This is a genomic window from Candidatus Aenigmatarchaeota archaeon, assembly GCA_016932615.1.
GTDB lineage: Archaea > Aenigmatarchaeota > Aenigmatarchaeia > QMZS01 > QMZS01 > JAFGCN01.
This window is the reverse complement of record JAFGCN010000009.1, coordinates 178,098-195,923: the sequence shown is the minus strand read 5'-3', so window position 1 is coordinate 195,923 and position 17,826 is coordinate 178,098. Positions and strand designations below refer to the sequence as shown.

Below are 17,826 nucleotides of genomic sequence, written 5' to 3'. Positions count from 1 at the left end.
CTTTTCGCTTCCGGCATCGGGCGGCAGGCATAAGCCCACTTCGGCGGAACAGCCCATATAAGTTCCCTGAAAAAATGCGGAATAGTGCGAAATATGCCGGAAAAGGTTAATGCTTATTCCTCACTAAAATAAACAACCATTGTCATCCCCTTCCGTTCCCGCTTCAGAATTCCCTTCTTTACGAGCGCATCTATATTTCGGGAAAGCGATGCCTTGGGAATATTTGTCCCCGCCTGAAGCTTTGCCTGTGTCGTGGCGTTTCCTGCCTTTTCGATAAAGTCAAGAATTTCCTTTTGCCGCTCAGTAAGCGCGAGAGGGTTATAGCCCTTCCTGATTTTCGGAGGCACCAATTTTATTTTCTTTATCTTGAACCTGTAGTGCACCACGATTCCCGCAATTACAAGCGCAAAAATAGCCAGAGGCACTACTGGGCTTGGAGGTTGGGGTGGAGGGGTGCCATCATAGCTGTACTGCACAACCACGAAAAACTTCTGGTCCATGCCCGAGCCGATAAGATGAAGCGCACCGTCACGCGTCTCCATCCGGATATTTTTGGGTACCGACAGGTAATTTACCTGAGATTTTTGCGGAAGCTCAACATCATAAACATACTCGGAAAAAGTCTCCGGGAGGGTTATGTTCAAAACCCACATGCTGCCGGACTTGCTTGTGAAGTTCTGGTAAACTCCGGGAGCAAGGGTCGGATGGTTTGTCGTGCCCGATATTTCGACCTCTCCAGCATGCCAGACCTTAATCTGGACGTCCGCATAGTAGTCCTCCGCCATTGCCGGAAAAGCCGCAGCAATAAGCAAAAAGGCAAGCAAAAGGGGCTTACGCATGTAAATATTCGCCCGATAATCACTAATATCTTATTTTGAAGGATGTTTATGAATCGCCTTGGAAAGCTGAATATACTGGCAGTATTGCTGGCTACCATTCTGCTTTCGGGGTGCGTTTACCAAACCGCTGGAGAAGAAAGCGGAAAAATCAGGGCAAGCTCCACCATTTTTCCCCTGTACGAGTTTGCAAAAGTGGTTGGCGGGAAAGACCTGGAGGTGACTCTTATACTTCCTCCTGGAACCGACGTGCACCACTTCGACCCCCGCCCGGGAGACATTGCAAAAATAGAAAATTCGGACCTGTTTATCTACATTGGGCCTGGCATGGAACCCTGGGCAGAAGATATTCTTGGAGGCCTTGAAAACCCAAACCTGACTGCCATAGAGGCAAGCAAAGTTTCAGTCCTGATATCCTCTGAAGAAGCCAGCGGGCATGAAGAAGAGCCTTCCGTGGAAGAGGGGGGAGAAAAACACAGCGACCACGAGCACGGAGAGTATGATCCCCACATATGGCTGGACTTTGAAAACGACGCCCGGATTGTGGATGAGATAGCCGCCAAGTTGTCAGAAAAAAACCCGGAAAGGTCAAAATATTACCTTGAAAATGCCGCAGAGTACAAGAAAAAGCTGCTCTCACTTGACCAGAATTATTCCGCTACGCTAGGGAACTGCCGGAAAAAGGCAATCATAACCGGGGGGCATAACGCATACTCCTACCTTGCAAAACGGTATAACTTCACCATATTTTCTGTTTACGGCATATCTCCGGACAGTGAGCCAAGCCCCAAAAGAATCGAGGAAATTGCAAAGCTTGCAGAGGAAAATGGGCTTGAATATGTCCTTTTCGAGAAGAACACCGACCCACGGCTGTCGGAGACTCTTGCAAAGGAAATGGGCGCAAGTACCCTTGTGCTAAGCCCTGGCCAGACCATCAGCAAGGAAGAGCTGGCTAATGGAGAAACCTTCCTATCAATTATGGAAAAAAACCTTGAGTCGCTAAGGATTGCTCTTGAGTGCAGCTAAATCAATATGGGGCCATTAGTTGAGGTGAAGGGGGTGGATTTTAAATTTGGAAAACTTAAAGTCTTGTCAGACATTTCCCTGGAGATTTACAAGGGCGATTTTGTGGGGCTTATCGGCCCGAACGGCTCCGGAAAAACAACCCTCCTGAAGCTAATGCTCGGGCTCTACAAGCTCCAAAAGGGCTCAATAAAGCTCTTTGGCGATAGCATCTCAAACTTCTCCGGATGGAGCAAAATCGGGTACGTCCCGCAGAAAGCGACGAGCATAGACCCTAACTTTCCCGCAACCGTAATAGAAGTTGCCGCCATGGGGCTCCTGTCAAAAATGCGCTTTCCAAAGGTTCTTGGCAAACAGGAAAAAGAGACGCTGATGGCTGCGCTTAAAACCGTCGACATGGACGGCTACTCGAAAAGAAGAATAGGGGAGCTTTCAGGAGGGCAGCAGCAGAGGGTGTTCATCGCAAGGGCCATTGTTTCGAAGCCGGAAATACTTTTTCTCGACGAGCCGACGACCGGCGTTGACATAAAGTCGCAGGAAAACTTCTACCGGCTTTTGGGAAAACTTAATTCCAAGGGCATAACAATCGTCCTGGTATCGCATGACATTGGAAGAATCACACGCCACGTCACAAAGGTTGCAAGCTTGAACCAGACGCTCGAGTTCTACGGAAGCCACAAGGACTTCTGCGTCTATGACAAAAAGCACGGGCACAAGCTTTCGGAAGGCGAGCATATGCTTTGCCTTCACAGGGGCTGAATATGGTTTTCGAAATTATCGGATATGGGTTTATGCAAAAGGCATTTTTAACCGGGATAGTTATCGCCATTGCCTGCTCTCTTCTTGGCGTTTTCCTGGTCCTCAGGAGGTACGCCCTTATGGGTGACGGGATTGCTCACATATCATTTGGAGGCATTGCAACCGGGCTTCTTTTCAACATAATGCCTTTTTTTGGTGCCCTGATTTTCGGGGTAATCGGTTCACTTGGAATCCTGAAGCTTAGGGAAAAAGCCCGGCTGTACGGGGACGCTGCAATAGGCATGGTAAGCCATGCGGGCCTTGGAATAGGCGTATTCATTGCAAGCATTGCAGGCGGGTTCAACGTGGACATTCTAAGCTACCTTTTCGGAAGCATCCTGTCTATAAGAAGCGAGGAGGTCCTGCTCTCAGTGTTTCTTTCCGCCTGCGTAATCGGAGTTATCGCGCTTTTCTACCGCGAGCTTGTCTACCTTACTTTTGACGAAGATTCGGCAAGAACCTCTGGCGTGAAAGTTGATGCCCTGAACACTGCCCTTATCGCTCTTACCGCAGTAACCGTCGTAAGCTCAATGAGGGTTGTTGGACTTCTTCTCGCTTCAGCCCTGATAATTATGCCCGCCACCTCTGCACTGCAGCTAAAGCTCAGCTTCAGAAATACCCTCATCTCATCTGCTGCAATCGCCGTGCTTTCCGTTGTTTTGGGGCTTGTGGCCGCATACTACTTTGACTTTGCGGTATCCGGAACCATTGTCCTCGTTAACCTCTCCATATTTCTGGCCATAATCCTTCTCAGGAGGGTATTCTCTAGATAAGTATATATACTATTATAGGACGATGGAAAATAAATCTCCCCGGCCGAAAAAAGTTTTTGGCAAAACCGAAAGGGAATGGAACGAATGGGGCGATGAGTTTGGCAATGTCATGGAAAGGCGGGCAAAGGAACTTGGCGAAGAGGCCGAAGACATCGGCGCGAGAGCAAAGAAACGGATCAGAAATTGCGGGATTTCCGGTACGTGCTACTGGTTTGGAGATCTCAGCATAATCGGGCCGTTTCTTGCAAGCATAATCGGGATAGTCCTCCTGGCATTCGGGATATTTATCATGCGGATAATGAACACGCTCCTCCAGAGCAGCTTTGTGATGTCAATGGCTGACTTTCTGGCTGCAAACTTAAACTGGTTTTTCGCATTTTCCCTGTTTTTTGGCTACACGGATTACCTTTCAAGAAGGTATGAAAAAAGCTGGTGGATGGTGTCACCTATTGCGGCAGGGATAAGCACGATAATTGTCGCCTGGATATTTGCAAAAGTTGTCGAAGTCATAAACGCAGTGCCAAAGACCGAAGCACTGTCAGCAATTTCTGAAATTTTGCTTTCAAACCTCTGGGGAATACTTGCGCTGGTAATTATAATCGGTTACATCCGTAATTTTTTCAGGCGCTTTCTTCCTGCAAGAAAAAATCAGAGGCGGGCAGAGCTCAAGCAATAGGGATATTGCCCAAAAGAAAACCCGGAGAGACATTTCAGGTTCATCAAACATACTGCATGGTCCCAAACAAACTCAAAACGCAATGCTTACCTGAGGCCCAGGGTTACATACCGGGAAGTGCCATCATCCAGCAAAATTCTTATCTTCCAGGTTCCAACCGTCATAGATTTTGTAGCAAGATTAAACACGTATTGGTTAGCAGTTTCATCATACCTAAACAGGTTTCCCGTCGAAGCCTGGCTTGTAGACACAGCATCAACCTCTGTTCCCATAACGCCATTGCTTATTTTAGACAGGTAAATTTTTGCAACCGCAGTCTTAACAAAGTTCCCACTAGCGTCAGTTAGCTTAAACTTTACCGGAACCGTGCTTCCGAGCTTGAAGACACTTGTGCCATCGGGGTCAATTGGCCTGAGGATTCCGCTGTAAGAATACTGGACGCTGTAGGAGACAGTTTTTTCTGCAGTGTTACCCGCATTATCTGCTGAAGCAACCGTAAAGGACTTAATGCCAAGGCTTGCAGTGTCAATTAGGCTTCCGAGTTCAACCGCTCCCGTGCATGAGGTGACTCCGCTGAGAGCGTCGGTGCATTCGTAATCGGCAAGGACCTGCTGGTTGAGGAAGTAAACGGCTCCATCTGAAGGTGTGGCGAGAGTTATCATTGGAGGGCATATATCCTCAGACACTTCAACCAATGCCGACTTAATGTTGTTTTCAAGCTCAAACTCGTTGGGCGCTGAAACCACTGCAATGGTAAGGTTGCTTAGACCAGTTAGCTCAGGAACAACGGTAAAGTTCAGTTCAACAACTTCGCCAGGACCAATAATGCCTATTGTTTGTGTATCAATTAGCTCATCGTTTAGAAAAAGTCTCACTGGAAGGGCTACATTTTTAATTTCTCCGTCGTTTCTTACCTTCACTGAAACTTTATTCTCGACTCCCATCTGCATCCTGGGAGGAACTGTCCACTCAAGCAGATTATTGTCCACCAAGTCCCTGCGAGTAACAATAACTGGAAGCGCATAGTCCCTGTAAATCCTTTCCGAACCTTCATATCCAGAAAGGTTCATATTTATATAATACGCCCCTAGCTCCGTGCTTGCGGGAATGCTTACTTCATACAAAAAGTCCCTGCTGTAATCAGAGGGGGTATTGCCAAGCACCACATTCTCTAGGTCGCCTCCCCCAAGCAGTATCCCTTCGGGCACCCTAAAGGTAACATTTACTGCGGTATTTTCACCGGAAAGTATATCATTGACTAGACGCAGAGTAACCTTAGTCTCAGAACCTCTTTCTGTGACCACTACATTTGGATACACTTGAAGCTCAGTATTTAGCTCTGTAGAACGAGTCATAACACTGAAGTTAAGCCAGACATCCTTGTAGTAGTCCAAGTGCTTGTCTGAGTAATACTTAGTTGGGAACAGCATGATCACAGTATGGGCATAATTTGCAACATCTTCCGTGCTGGAAACCAGGCTTTCTTTCGGATAGTATTCATATTCTGGTATCAAGCCCGGAAGGCTCTCCTCACCGACAACCAGAGCCCCCATTGCAAGGTCTACATTTTCAAAATTCTGGGGACTTAAGAGCCCATAGGAAATATTGTAGATCTCCTGATTTCTGGGGTGAAATATTGAGATTATGAAACTTGGCGTCTGAGGGGCTCCTGTGTAGGGAGTATAATCTTCTACCAGCACTTTTGCAGTCATATCTGGTATCTCGAGTTCGGTCACGCTTGGATAAATCATACTTGTGTCCATAACCTCCATCAACCTTGGCTCAGACCTTATGTGTATTTGCACCTGCTCAGGCAAAGCGTCCACCGAAAAGCTGTAAACCGGGTCATCATAACCGGTAAGGTATGGGTCACCCATATAGTAAAGCTGGTTGGAATTGAACCCTGCAACCTTCTGTGCCTCTTCGTACTGAAGCCATGCATCGAGTCCTGCAGCAATAATCTTAACCCATTTCAGGTATTTCTTGATTTTCTCGTAATCTATGGTTCCTGTCTTGACCTTGACTTTTGAGGTCCAGACCTCCATATACTCCATCTCAAGGGACTCATAGTAGAGGTATTCTTCCACTAACCCACTTGCGAAATCTTCATACCTGCTATATTCCAAATACTCCATACTTACCGAGATATACTCGTATCCGGAAAGAGTTATCTCCTCAAAGACATCAACGGACTTAAAAGTTTCATCTTTAAGGTATCCAGCGACATCTTTAATGTCACTAGGAACATCTGCCCAAGGATCTTCAATAACATCTACGGCAAGACCTCTCAAGGTGAGAGCAACGTCTTCAGAAACTATTATTGAATTGATGCTATCTGAAGACCCGAGATAGTTCTCCATATGCATCTTACCCTCGAGGCTTGGCTCAATCTCAACCGGAAGCACACCCTCACCAAACTCCACAAGGTCTATGACAAAGGCAGCAAGATTCATTGCAGCATTATTCAGGCTCATCTTGGAAGGATAATTGTCTGCCTCATAGACAACCGTGTCTGAAACAGGCTGATTATGCGTTGCCATCGTCTTTGTTGTATCTGCCAGCAAGGTATGAACACTGCTAGGCTCAAATCCATACCTCAGGAATTCATTCCTGGCAATCACAGGTTCTGGGACAAACAGGAAGAGTACAATGTCCTTGAAAGAAGTCATTATGCCTCTAAGGTTGGTATTTTCAATTTCAATATCTCCAACTTTTCCAAGAACAACTGTATCTATATCGCAAATATCGTCAACCCCCTGCTGGACATCCTGGTCAATCGTATTCACATTAATAGCTCCCTTCCAAAGGTCCCACTCTTCATGGAAACCCGTAATTATGGCACCAATATCCAAATAGGCATAAATCTTCCCACGGTCTTCTGTCCTCTCGGCATTTATTCCAAATTCAAGACCGAAGTTAAAAATGGTTCTTCCAAACTTTAATCCTGCCATCGAAGGATTCAGGCTAAACTCTGCAAGGGGGAACTTTCCTGCTTCAAGACCTAAGTAATAGGTATGTCCTAGAGGAATTAAGGTCCCAATTCGGTAATAGTCATAATTATCCTTTCCAGCCTCATCTCTAGCGTCATTGCCAATCGCAGGAGACACCTGAAGCAGTGGATTTTCGTCTATTGCCACAAGCATCGCCGGCTGAGATTCGGTCCGGTCACCAAAGCTTTCTTTTGAATACTTTCCAGTCGAATTTAAAGCAAGGAAGTATTCTTCACCCCGATAATGCCTTGAAACAAAAGTTTCTCTGTCTTCGCCTCCCCAGGTTCTGAGAACATTAATGGAAGAAGCCAAAGCATAACTCATATATGAAGATCGGTATGCCTTAGTAGTGACTATATTGCTGTAGGTTTGGGTTGCATGGGGTATCGCACCAACTATGAGCGGCTTTTTGTTTGATGCTCTTGCGGACTTTATGTTTCCTTCTACCTGAGAGATTACTTCAGCATCTCCTTTCAACCCGTTAAAAACCACAAACCGGGCATTTGGATATTTTGCCGCAACTTCCGTCAAACCCACTAACTCAAGCACGGACAGCTTTTGCACCAAGGCTTTAACTCTTTCCGGGTCGGAAACACCAAATCCTTCATCACTAAGGCTTTCGAAATATTGCTGCTCAAAAATCGGGTAGGCAATCACCACTTCATTCCCGTTATGGCTCAACTCATAGGGCTTTATATCATAATACCTGACCTCTCCAGCCACAGGATATTCCTGGCCAAAAACATCAATCGGCACAGCCTCAAAAGGAGTAAGATAAACCTCCTGATTCAATACATAATCTCCCAGCTTAACCACTAATTTATATCCAGAGCCAATGCCTGCGCTTTCCGGAACAGAGAAAATCTCACCCGATTTTATATAGGCATATGAACCCTCCTGCTGTATTATTGTGTCCAAGTCTTCCGAAAATTTAAGCGTGCTCCCCTGATAAAGTTCTACACTAATCTGCGAATCTGTAGAAACGGTACCATTGACTAAGATATCTAAGTAATGCGGTTTTTTCAAAGTCAAATATGCGGTGGATTCTTCTTGACCAATACTGGAATATAGTGGGTTATATTCCTCATCAAAAAGCAAAATATTTGCGGAAATTATGTTCTGAATGGGTTCCTCTGTTCCATCGCCAGTTTCAATATCTCCAAGCTTCACGACTGGCTCTTTTGATGCCACCTGCATCATGAATAGGTCGTCCCATTTATTGTTGTCTGTCGAATAGGAATCGCTGCCTATTGAATTTCCAAGAGAAACGTACCCCTCAGCAGAAGCCCATGCAGTGGTGCTTCTTTTTGTCCCGTCAAACCAAAGACCCATTCCACTCCCGTCATATAGGAATTCTTCAGAAATCCACCTATCCTGCATCGGCGAGTAAATTCCAAAACTCAGTGGCCCATCATGGCCTTCATAGAACCCCGGATAATTATTCCGGTCACCATGCAAAAAATAGACTGCATTAGGGTTAATTCCAACGTAAGGCACTTCCCGGAACATGAAAGTTCCTGCCCCTTCACCGCCAGCGCTGTCCTCCTTGTTCCAGGTCTTCAGCTTTATCCTGAATGGCTGATTAATACTGATTCCATTGGAAGCGGCGTTCATGTAAACAAAAGCATATCCATATTTGCAGTCTGCCTCTCCCGGAACCCCGCATTCCGGAGTCTCCAGATACCCATTATTCTCAAAAATATTGGCCTCTGAATTGACTTTGGTCCAGTATGGATCCAGACTTCCGTCATTGAAATCCTCAAAGAAAGGGAAAACCAAGTTGCCATTGCCAATGTTCGTGAGAGTCGAGTTACCATAATACATATAAATGGATGTCTCTCCACCAGCAGGAATTGATGGAATCTTTACCCACACAACGGCAGAGCTTACGTTGTAAGACTCTATCCAGTAATTTAACGGGCTTTCGCCAAGGTCAGTAAACCTAAGGTCGCCATAATCCTGCCTCATGAAAAAATCATAAGGAACCTGCAGCAACACAGGATAATTTGCAAGATCCTCGGAACTCTCGCTGTTGTTTATTATTATTGTTCTCCTCACCGAGCCCTCAAGCCAATCAAGAGGTGCTTTCGTGACGCTAAATTTGTAAAGCACGTCTGGGGCTTCAGCTTCATTGACACTGGTTGGGCCCTGCCCAGCCAGAGTTCCAGTTACACTGACTGAATCAGTATCGAGCACTATCCAAGTTGAAGGGTGTACTGTTGACCAGGTCTTGCTTGCATACAATTCTATTTGCTGGGGATAGCCCGAAGAAGAGCCATACCTTACCTGATTGGTCAGTCCCCAGTAGCTTCGCTGCAACCATGTGACGCCATTATACCGGTAATAAGTATTCTCATTGTTGTCATTGTATAGGCTACCATACACCAGGTAGTTTCTTGGGCTGCTATCGATATTGAAGGTCACACTTACAGAACCCTCGCTATATTCGCATATCGGAAAGAGAATTGAGTACTTGCATGCGTCACTTCCAGTGCCCCAAGGCCAGTTGTGGAAGCTGTTTGAGGTAGCATCGAATTCAGAAGCAGAAATGTAGTACCCGAGCACATAAACTCCGTCCGTGAAGTTGCTTTTGTAAACCGGTGCCTTTGATAGAGTTGCTCCGGACCCTATTGCACCACTGGAGGCTAGGCTTGTAACCGTCTGAGCAAGCACATCATAAGAAAGAGTCTTTGTGGAATCATATTGAGCGCAAAAATGCGTGTAGTCTGGGGTCTGGCTAAGGCCAAAACGATCCTGCAGATTTATGGAAGGCATCATGACACCCAGGGCTGAGCCTTCGCTTGAAGAATTTGCAAGGAGGTAAATCTTACCTGAAACCTTGTCCAGTTTTGCATAGAAGTGATATTCTCCCAAGTTCCAGTATCCCGTAGGGTATACCCTCCAGACCACATCGCTCCCCCGGTCCAAAATTATATTTGAAATCCTGCTTGAGTCCACAGTGCCTAGGTTTGTAATAGTGTCAGACACTTCAAATTGGCCTGATATAGAAGCCGCAGATACCGAGGCAATATTAAGTGAAAACGCAAATAGGAAGGCAAGGAAAATTTTTGAAATACTGCCCCCATCGAAAAATATTTTGGACATTTTATCCTATAATCATAACTGCCTCAAACGTTATATATCATTTCGGACTTTCGAAGATGATTGCATAACGGGAGCATTACGGGTGAAATGTCCTCATGATAAACATTATAGCCCTAGGGGGGGATCGAACCCCCGACCTCGGGTTTACGAAACCCGCGCTCTTTGCCGGAAGCCTGAAGGCAAGCTTCAACCAGCTGAGCTACTAGGGCATAACATTAGTCAGAATATTCAAATTTAACAGGTTCGCCTTCCAATCCCGCGACACGATAAGTCAAATACAAAAAAGTTACGCCAGAAACACAAATCCAAGACACCATTTATACCTGCATTCAGGATTAAGTTATGATGAAATCAAAGGGTGTTCAGTACGAGTTTGTTGGTATCGCCTTCCCCAAGACGGAATCTTACGAGCGCATGTTCTCTTGCAAAGATTCTTCCAAGCCACAACTGGAGTGGGGAGGAGGACATCTGACCGATACCTTTACTTGGGAAGATTATGGTTGTGAAGCATTTCTTACTCCCAGAGAACTCGTTAACCTTAGTGCCTTTGAGGGAAAGCCCGTATTGGAATTGCTAGAAGGAAGCACAGATATGCTAAAAAAACAGGTTTTGGACCTAGTGAAACCTAGCATTGATGCCCTAAGAAACAAAGACTATCCTGGCCTTGAAGGCATACTCCTTGCAAAGGGTACAAATACCTATCTGGTGGGTGCCTTGAATAGTAGCGAGGAATACGCCCCTCCATTAGATATGCTGCATAGTTTTGGGGGTAGGGGGTATTCCAACTTCTCAAAAGACCAGGTGGCCTTAAGCAGGCCTGAAGAAAGTTCAAAAAGATGCGGTCATTCAAAAGGAAAAACTGCCTTGCAGACCTTATGCCTCTTCGGTACATTGGCAGATCTATCAGAACAGGTGGTTAAAAAGCCGGGGCCTTACGGGGAGGAACTGTCATTCATTTACGCTCCAGAAACAGCTTCCAAATTTAATGGTGGCATAGCTCTCCTTGACCAAACATATTCCCACAGAGAGCCACTAAGAGCAGTACTTCGCTAAACTGGCAGACCTGTTAAATCTTCAAATTTATCTCCTTTAGCTTCTCCCTTACAATTGGGCGCAGTTTTGGCAGACCCAGCACTCATCCTTTCCAATTGAGGTCGTTTAAGCCCAAAATAAGCTAAATTACGGTAGCGCGGATGATTTTGACTTCATTTGCCGGCCTGTCGCCAGGACCGGTCTGGACTTTTCCAATTTTGTCCACGACGTCCATACCCTCGACGACTTTTCCGAAAACCGGGTGCCTGCTCGATGCAGGGGGCTTGTCCCAGTCTAGAAAGGTATTGTCAACAAGGTTTATGAAAAACTGGCTTGAGCCGGAATTCGGCTGGCCTGTGTTTGCCATTGAAATGGTTCCCCTGACATTTGTGCTTCCGTTCACGAACTCATCCTGGATTTTTGGAATCTTCGGGTCGCCGTAGCCGGTTCCTGTAGGGTCGCCGCCCTGAATCATAAAGTCGGCTATGACCCTGTGAAATACTGTCCCATCATAAGTGCCATTTTTGACAAGGTTCTCGAAGTTTCCGGCAGTTATCGGCATATTGGAATAAAGCTCTATCGTGATGTTTCCCATATTAGTCTCAAGAAGCACTCTTTTGGCTGCATTTTCGTTTCCAGGCGCGGTTTTTCCTGCCATAAAAAATGCTCCAAAAATAATTATAAACACAAGCAGGCCCAACAAGGCAATTTTCAGGTTGTTTGGTTTTTTTGGCTTTTCCTCCTGCTCTTTCAAAGTACCTGTTTCTGCCTTTGCATGAACGCGCCTTTTCGCCATAAGTTAATCTGCAATTTAAAAATAGACCTTCTATTCTTCTAAGGCCTGCTTTACCTTTTCAAGCCCTGCGCCTTCCCTCAGGATTCTTTTTCCGACCAGGTCAACCACTGTCGAGGGCTGCCCAAGCCCGCAGTTTCCGGTTAAAACAAAATCCGGCTCCACGGCCAGCTCTTCAGGCGTCTTTGCGTCCGACCCTCCAGCCAAGTTTGCCGAAGTTGCTGTTATCGGAAAGCCCGCGCCAAGGATAATTTTGTTTACTGTATCGCTTTCAATCCAGCGCACCCCGATTGTCCCCGTGCCGCCCGTCAGAAGGGTCGAGACAAATTCTGTCGCAGGAAGTATGAGTGTTACCGGCCCCGGAAGAAGCTCTTTGGCAATACTGCGGTTTTCAGGCGACAGGTAAGCGACCCGCTCAAGCATCTCAATGCCTGAAACCATGACCGAAATGGGCTTACCAAGCGGCCTTCTTTTAACTTCAAAAACGCGCCTGATGGCATTCTCATCAAAGATGTTTGCACCAAGGCCGTAGACTGTGTCCGTTGGGTAAGCGATAACTCCCCCCAGCTTTAGCACGCCAATGGCTCTTTCTGTGTCGTCCATAATTTAGAGAGAAATATAATCGCCGAGGGCAGGATTCGATTGCAGACCGCCAATCAGCCAACTTCGCGGTGATATGCGAATTTGGTTTTCTTTGACGTTAAGGACTTTCTTTTTCTAAAAGAAAGTCTTTACCTGCGCTCCTTGTGGGAACCTGGTTTCCTAGGCTTTAAGTGCGCCGGATTTATGAAAAAGCCCGGGGCTTTTTCGAATAATCCTTTCTTTTGCGCATGGGGCTTTTCTTTGGAAAGAAAAGCTTCACTCAAGCCAGGCGCGTTAACCGCTCCGCCACCTCGGCATAACTTAAATTGAAAAGTTCTTAATTCTAGTTTTTTGGGCAAAATCAGCCGCATTCGGATATATATGACCAGGCCTCGAAGCCCAGTGGAATAATAACCCTGAAGATGTCCGTTGAAAGGCACTCTGCGGAAAGTATCTTGCCAAAACAGCTCTGCCCCGGCTCAAGAAATTCCGTTGAAATGCACGAAGAGCCGCTTACACCACCCTCCCAGTCGATAGGGGACACCGGTTCGCTGTTTATATAGGTTTCAAGCCCCGACATGGAAATATCCACAAGGTTGTCGTCTGCGGCCTTTACCTGAAAACATATGTCAGAGCCGCACTTGTAGGAGGAAATTACCCTGATTTTCGGGTCCGGGTCTTCGATATTAGTAAAGTTTATTATTGCTGAAGGTGCGCCGCCACCTCCGCCGCCATCACCCGAAGCTCCTCCGCCTCCGCCGGGAGCTCCCCCAGTGCCTCTACTATCATCTCCTTCTTCTTCCTCTTCATCATCTTCATCGCCTTCTTCACCCGATTCTCCAGAATTCTGGCCGCTGGAAGAAGTTTCTCCATTGCCAAGGCCATTTTTCAGGTCATCTGTGCCCGAAGGGGTTTTCGAAATGCCTGGAAAAGGCGCATTTTCGTTGTACATCTGGATGCAAAAGGATGCCGCCAGGATAAAAACAAGGGCAAGTATTGCAGGAAATGCCGTTTTAGCAGAAATTGCCGGAATTCTCCTAGCCATAATAATACTCGCTGCTATTTAACAAACCAGACCCCCAACCTAGATTCTGCCCTTGTAGTGGGAAGCGGATCGAACCTTTACCTTGCCCTTCCTGAGCCCCGAAACGACCTTTGGAGCCTTCTTCATCGTCGCCGAAATCCAATCCCTCGGGAATCTGGAATCCTCATAAATGTCCTCGACAATATCCCGCGTAAGGTCGTAAGGAACCTCAACTACCATGACCGAATTTTCGGAAATCCCGTCCCGGTAGCCCACGATCCTGCCTGTTGAATCGACCTTTATGGTGTAATAGCCCAAAGGTGATCCCCTTCTGTCCGTAAAAACATACCCGTACTCTCTTTCACCAAAAAACTTCCCGATTACGTCCGAAGCGTCCCCCCTCCGGTCAGCCCAGTAGTCAACCATTTCATTCTTCAGAGCGATAATCTGTTTCATAAGTTCTTCAGCATCCGAACTCTGGGAGGCGTACTTCGGGCTCTCTGGCCTTTCAGCTGCCGGAACCGGAAAATCCCCTCCAGAAGTTTTTTCTTCCATAATCAGACCGTGCCCGAGGGTATTTAAACGCGCATTATGTCGTTTTTTGTCGAAAATTCAAGGCAGATAATGCAAACTGGACAGGCAACCATTTGCCCACGGGCTGACAAAACCCCGTCCTTCAGGGACGAGCCAAAACCCAATACTTCAAAAAACCTGCAAAAACCAAAACTAAACTCATTTGTCTCAAAACTATATTTCCGCACTAGAACTATAATTTCTGAACTTTTTCTGCCTTCATTCCTTTGTCGCCTCGTACCGGCTCAAAAGAAACCTTGTCTCCCTCGCCAAGCATAGTGCCTTCTTTCAACGCGCTTGAGTGAACAAAGTAGTCCTTTCCGTCTTCACCGCTTATGAACCCAAAGTTCTTCATTACATTGAAGAATTTTACTGTTCCTTCCATCTATAAATCACTATTTAGTTTAAAAGACTGAATTTGAAATTTGCCCCTGCCGGGATTTGAATTCCCTACCCACTTCACGTCTGAATTTCGCGAAGCGGTAACCTCCTTTTCTTGGAGTTGTCAGACCTTCTTTTTCTAAAAGAAGGAATGACCCCGGGTCTCCGCCTGTCTCCTTGTCATCGGCCTGTTCGGCCTCAAACCTTTCCCATCCCTTGAAATATGTTTTCTTGGGTGCGCCAGGCCTCCTTTTCAAAGAAGGGCCTGCTCGAAAGGGCGATATCCTGGACCGAGCTAGACTACAGGGGCATAAAGTAGGTTAGGAAATAAACTTAAAACCCCATCTTTAAAGCTGCTCTAAGTACTCCCTCTCAGCAAAATGAAGCGGCCCCGGGACAATAATCACGCATAATGTGCAGTCAAAATCAAGAAAATCCCGGACTTTGCCCCACTTCAGCGCTTTTTCGGGGCTTCCTGCCCTGCAAAAGACAAGCACTTCCGTGTCCTCGGAGATTATGCCCTTTTTGCCCCGCCCCTCCATCTCAAGAAGCTTCTTTAGCCCTTCCGAGCACTTCATAAGCTCCTGGCCCTGAATATCCAGCAAAAAGAGAGAGTGCGCCCCTATCCACAGGTTCTGCTCCAAAATCTTATATGGCGCATCGGTCTCGTAGTGGGGAATCGTGGCAGTCCTGCCAAACTTGTAGACCTGCAGGCCCGTCTCGCCAAGGGCTGAAAATATGGAGCTTGAGTGGATTACTTCCACCTTAACGCCCTCCTTTCTGGCTTCAGTAATGATTGACGAGTGCGTCGTGGCAATCAGGGGGTCACCCGGCACGAGAACACATACATCTTTTTCCTTTGCCTCGCCAATGAGTTTTGACATATTATCCTCCATGTCAGGCCTGGCAAAATCCTCTGCCTTCAGCCCAATCTTTTCAAGGTCTCCCTTCCACAAGCTTGTGTACCTCTCAAAATAAACCCTGCTGCACTTCCGGGCAGCTTCAAGACCTTTGAGGGCTATGTCTCCCTCATCCCACAGCCCCGCTCCAATCAGGTATAGCATAAAATTATCCTACAATAGCTTCAAATTGCCGACCAGTTTATCAACTCTTTCCTCCTCGGCAGGCCCTATCCCAAGGCAGGTTATTGTTGAAGAAGGTATCTGAGTCAGGCCCGCGTCCATTATCAGCTCATTTGGCAGGCCCCTCTCTCCCGCCATGCGCCGAAAAGCCAAAAGCTCTTTTTCGCCATTCACCTTAAGAACAATCTTCTTGCAGCCCTGCGCCTTCCATTTGCGCTTTATTCTGGAATCCACCTTTTCATAGGCAGCCAGACTTGCGTGCGACGCCTGGGCGGCAATCTTTCCCTTTCCCATCTTCAGGTCAGTCCTCACAAGTATTGCCTGCTTGTAGCCCTCGACGGAATCTTCAGCCATATTATACTTACTGGTGGGGGCTTATAATAGTCATAGTGGTTGCGTCATCGTAAAGCACATTATACGTCGCCTTTGCCCGGAGATCTACTGTGATTGTATTGGACAGGCCATCGTCAGGGAACCCAGTGACCTCAACCTTCAGCCGCCCGTATAATATTTCCGGGTCGCCCTTCTTTTCCAGCCTGAGGTCTCCTTTGCCGCCAACATACTTGATCGTGCATACCCCGTCCTGGCAGATGCAGCCGCCGGTTCCTTCTTCTTCGCTTGCCTGGCCATTGCAGCTTAGCGCAAGGTATTGGCAGTTGTCGCCGCCCGCGCAAGTAATTGTCACTTCATCCATAACCGTCCCGGACCTTTCCATTTGCGCCCTTGCCTTGTAAATCGGCTCTCCGGTAATTATCACCGGCGTTCCCCGCTTATTGTGGCAGTCCTCTGCATCGGTTGCGGCAATTGTTTTTGCAGGGTCTTCACCATCCTGACATGACTGATAATGCTCACTTGCGCAGTCAAGCGCGTCTTTTGCGGAAATCCTCTTTGTGGGGTCTGCCTTGTCAACGCAGAAGTCATAATACTCAGAACCCTTAATCCATTTCCACTCAGATGAAATGGGGTTTTCGGGGTAATCCTCATATGCTTTGTAAAGTGTATCCAAAGCCCCATCGCCAACCCGGTAGATGCTGTCCATAGTGTCATACTTGCCCCTGAAAGTTATCGTTCCGCCGTCATAGTCCTTCTGGAGCCGCACCTGTATTATACGGTAATTGTAGTCGGTGTCTTCCGCGGAAAGAGGAGTTGTAGTGTGCATGAGAATTGCCATCGGAGCTGCCGCTTCCTTTGCAGTAACAACATTATACTGGTGGGTTTCATTCAAACTCTTTATTATCTCAAGAGGCAGCTTTGCCTCAGTCTCATAGTCATACGAGAAAAGGGTCCTCATTTTCGCGGTTATAAACGGCTTGTTTTTTGCGTATGTGCAGTTGTCAATCATCCAGGGGTCAGAAACCTTGCCAATAAGCCGGTATTGGCCGTTCTCGGTCGGCCTTACAAGCTCGTGTTTCTGGCTCGGCTTACTTAGGACTTCCTTGAATACCTCTTCCTCGCAGACCCTGAATTTCACGTCTTCAGTCGTGTCTACCGAAATCTCCACGTTTTTTGCCTCATAGCCGCCCTGGTTTTCAAACTCAAGGGAAATCTCAATCGGGTCGCCGGCAGCGATTTCCTTTTCAGGGAAGATTCTTTTGCCGGTAACTTCAAGCCCCAGGTCTTCGGGCTGCTGCTCGACCTCCTTTTGCTGGTCATTCATCACGCACTCCTCATCGTATGCCTGCTGGTCGGTCATTATGAGAAGTGTGCAGTGAAGCGTGTGCGAGGTCATTGTTTTCAGCTCATCGAAATTTTCGACTCCCGTCGCTTCTGTCAGGGGCGTGATTATATATTCAGCATAAGTACCGTAGCCAAAGTAGCCGACAGGAAGGACAAAAGCAGCCAAGACGCCAACAGCAAGAAGGGGATTTCTCGCGGGGTAAGCGACAAGCAAAACAAGGACTGCGTCAATTACAACCATCCCCCCAAGCCCGTTCCAGTCATGGAAGTAGTTCAAAAAAAGCATCGTGCAAAGCGAAATTATAATGCCGCAGATTGTTGCGTTCGGAAGCGACCGGTTATATGGCTCTCTTCCCGCGCCTCTCCAGTAGGAATCAGCATCGGTCTTTTTGAAATATAGCCGGTCCCGTATGGAAATAAGGTAAACTAAGATTACGACAAAAACTACGCCCCCCACAATGAAAACGGTTTGGTCTACCAT

At 47.0% G+C, this 17,826-nt stretch carries 15 protein-coding genes and 3 tRNA genes; 5 read left to right on the top strand and 13 right to left on the bottom strand.

What is annotated here, in order from left to right:
• Positions 1-113: 113 nt before the first annotated feature.
• The gene (locus tag JW727_02990) at positions 114-839 is read right to left on the bottom strand and encodes a winged helix-turn-helix transcriptional regulator (protein ID MBN2094988.1); all 726 of its coding nucleotides are present in this window, start codon (positions 837-839) and stop codon (positions 114-116) included.
• Positions 840-887: 48 nt separating this feature from the next.
• Here JW727_02990 and JW727_02985 point away from each other — a divergent pair, with 48 nt between their 5' ends.
• From JW727_02985 to JW727_02970, 4 genes are read left to right on the top strand one after another with little or no spacing between them, the layout of a single operon-like run.
• Complete coding sequence (locus JW727_02985) at positions 888-1,862, top strand: zinc ABC transporter substrate-binding protein (protein ID MBN2094987.1); 975 nt, start codon at positions 888-890, stop codon at positions 1,860-1,862.
• Between the two features lie 6 nt (positions 1,863-1,868).
• On the top strand, positions 1,869-2,618 hold the full coding sequence (locus tag JW727_02980; protein MBN2094986.1) for a metal ABC transporter ATP-binding protein: 750 nt from the start codon (positions 1,869-1,871) through the stop codon (positions 2,616-2,618).
• Positions 2,619-2,620: 2 nt separating this feature from the next.
• Positions 2,621-3,430 carry a metal ABC transporter permease gene (locus JW727_02975; protein ID MBN2094985.1) on the top strand — a complete coding sequence of 270 codons (810 nt, stop codon included), beginning with the start codon at positions 2,621-2,623 and terminating at the stop codon, positions 3,428-3,430.
• 22 nt (positions 3,431-3,452) lie between these two features.
• Complete coding sequence (locus JW727_02970) at positions 3,453-4,106, top strand: hypothetical protein (protein MBN2094984.1); 654 nt, start codon at positions 3,453-3,455, stop codon at positions 4,104-4,106.
• 86 nt (positions 4,107-4,192) lie between these two features.
• On the opposite strand, the gene JW727_02965 is transcribed toward JW727_02970, so the two are convergent.
• Together JW727_02965 and JW727_02960 are read right to left on the bottom strand one after the other, a co-directional pair.
• Positions 4,193-10,201, bottom strand: a complete 6,009-nt coding sequence (locus JW727_02965) for a DUF2341 domain-containing protein (protein MBN2094983.1) — start codon at positions 10,199-10,201, stop codon at positions 4,193-4,195.
• 109 nt (positions 10,202-10,310) lie between these two features.
• Positions 10,311-10,410: transfer RNA gene (locus tag JW727_02960), tRNA-Thr, on the bottom strand.
• Between the two features lie 133 nt (positions 10,411-10,543).
• Here JW727_02960 and JW727_02955 point away from each other — a divergent pair.
• The gene (locus JW727_02955; protein MBN2094982.1) at positions 10,544-11,254 is read left to right on the top strand and encodes a hypothetical protein; all 711 of its coding nucleotides are present in this window, start codon (positions 10,544-10,546) and stop codon (positions 11,252-11,254) included.
• Positions 11,255-11,375: 121 nt separating this feature from the next.
• Here the strand turns inward: JW727_02955 and JW727_02950 are convergent, their stop codons facing one another.
• The 10 genes from JW727_02950 to JW727_02905 form a co-directional block, all read right to left on the bottom strand.
• Positions 11,376-11,891 (bottom strand): peptidylprolyl isomerase, encoded by a 516-nt coding sequence (locus tag JW727_02950; GenBank protein MBN2094981.1) that lies wholly within the window; start codon positions 11,889-11,891, stop codon positions 11,376-11,378.
• Between the two features lie 168 nt (positions 11,892-12,059).
• Positions 12,060-12,629: a threonylcarbamoyl-AMP synthase gene (locus JW727_02945; protein MBN2094980.1), complete on the bottom strand. Its 570-nt coding sequence runs from the start codon at positions 12,627-12,629 to the stop codon at positions 12,060-12,062.
• Positions 12,630-12,649: 20 nt separating this feature from the next.
• Positions 12,650-12,924: transfer RNA gene (locus JW727_02940), tRNA-Ser, on the bottom strand.
• Between the two features lie 45 nt (positions 12,925-12,969).
• The gene (locus tag JW727_02935) at positions 12,970-13,653 is read right to left on the bottom strand and encodes a hypothetical protein (GenBank protein MBN2094979.1); all 684 of its coding nucleotides are present in this window, start codon (positions 13,651-13,653) and stop codon (positions 12,970-12,972) included.
• Between the two features lie 39 nt (positions 13,654-13,692).
• Positions 13,693-14,187 carry a hypothetical protein gene (locus JW727_02930; protein ID MBN2094978.1) on the bottom strand — a complete coding sequence of 165 codons (495 nt, stop codon included), beginning with the start codon at positions 14,185-14,187 and terminating at the stop codon, positions 13,693-13,695.
• Positions 14,188-14,398: 211 nt separating this feature from the next.
• Positions 14,399-14,590 carry a cold shock domain-containing protein gene (locus JW727_02925; protein MBN2094977.1) on the bottom strand — a complete coding sequence of 64 codons (192 nt, stop codon included), beginning with the start codon at positions 14,588-14,590 and terminating at the stop codon, positions 14,399-14,401.
• Positions 14,591-14,631: 41 nt separating this feature from the next.
• Positions 14,632-14,896: transfer RNA gene (locus JW727_02920), tRNA-Glu, on the bottom strand.
• 37 nt (positions 14,897-14,933) lie between these two features.
• Positions 14,934-15,650 carry a diphthine synthase gene (dph5, locus tag JW727_02915; GenBank protein ID MBN2094976.1) on the bottom strand — a complete coding sequence of 239 codons (717 nt, stop codon included), beginning with the start codon at positions 15,648-15,650 and terminating at the stop codon, positions 14,934-14,936.
• Positions 15,651-15,659: 9 nt separating this feature from the next.
• On the bottom strand, positions 15,660-16,022 hold the full coding sequence (locus tag JW727_02910; protein MBN2094975.1) for a peptidyl-tRNA hydrolase: 363 nt from the start codon (positions 16,020-16,022) through the stop codon (positions 15,660-15,662).
• 7 nt (positions 16,023-16,029) lie between these two features.
• On the bottom strand, positions 16,030-17,826 hold the full coding sequence (locus tag JW727_02905) for a hypothetical protein (protein MBN2094974.1): 1,797 nt from the start codon (positions 17,824-17,826) through the stop codon (positions 16,030-16,032).